The 1220-nt window shown below is 38.1% G+C and carries 1 protein-coding gene; it reads right to left on the bottom strand.

The genetic code is table 11. The features are described 5' to 3' along the window. Positions 1-148: 148 nt before the first annotated feature. Positions 149-1220 (bottom strand): ISNCY family transposase (locus AB8S09_RS15750; protein WP_369869553.1); only part of this gene is annotated, 1072 nt, incomplete at its 5' end.

Below are 1220 nucleotides of genomic sequence, written 5' to 3'. Positions count from 1 at the left end.
TGTCAACTAATTTTGAAAATGTCCCAAAAAGTTTTAATTATTAGCACCAGTAATTGCTGGTGCTTTGTTGTGCTTATAACATTATTTTTAGGTATGGCAAACACATCTCTCAACTTAAAACTTTTTAAATAAGGGGTTTTTTAGTTCTTTAAGCTATGTTTTCTCTCTGTCGATGAGCTTGCTTATTGCAATAACGTTCAAATGAAGCCCGTTTCCATGGATGACTCATCGGAGGTATATAGTGCTTCTTTGGAGCTTTTGAAGTTTTTGCAAGATCAAAATTCTTTGATGAAAGAGCATGATCTGGAAGCAGTTCAAGTGCATGAACTTTTTCGCCTACACAGAAATATAGATCACTGTTAAATGCCTTTATTACCATACCGCAGGTACCTTTATGATAATATACCGGGTGACCATTGGCATCTACCGGAAGATAATATCCTTTATTGTATTTTACACAGCTACCGTTGTCTACTTTCCTACTGGCAAGTACACCAAGAATTAAATTAATTTTTTCAATATCGGGTTGCGTTTCGAATACAGATTTGATATTATCAACAGGTAAGGCAAACTGATCATTGAATTTTTTTATGTAGGAATTTAAAAATTCATTTGCACGGTCAAGTGAGCTTATACCAGCTAGACGCAATTCGATAGGAAGTCGTGATTGCAGTGTTTGGAACATTCTTTCCACACGCCCCTTGGCTTGTGGAATGCTGCTGGTTTTAATCTCAATTCCTAACTGCTTGCAGGCATAACCGAATTGAGTAAAAGTGTCCTCTTCGATAGAAGGGGATTTTTTCTGCTTATACTCAAAAACTGTACGTCTATCGGTGTAAAACATATAAGGAATACCGTAGGTTTGCAGTATTTGCTCAAGTACATGGTAATAACCGTTTAGCGTTTCTTGGGCATCGAAATAAGCACCTACAATAGCACCTGTGGCATCATCTACAGCTATATGAAGCTGACTTTTTTCTCCGCCAAACCAGGGATGAAGGGAGGCATCCATCTGAAGCATTTCCCCAAAGTAGGCACACCTTGGGCGCCTGGGGTGGACATCTTCTATATCAAGGATAGAGCTTTGAATAATACTAGCCTTCTTTTTTGACTTTGTAGATTTTTGCATATCTTTAAGTTTAGTATATAGGGCCCTCTTAGAAGTGCGTTTTGCCTTAGGAGACAGGATGAATTCCTGTAAAAGGATGGAACGTATGGTG

The sequence above is a fragment of the Clostridium lapidicellarium genome, from assembly GCF_041224415.1.
In the GTDB taxonomy this organism is placed as follows: domain Bacteria; phylum Bacillota; class Clostridia; order Clostridiales; family Clostridiaceae; genus Clostridium_B; species Clostridium_B lapidicellarium.
Note: the sequence above shows the minus strand (reverse complement) of the source record. Positions and strands in the feature narration are given on the sequence as shown.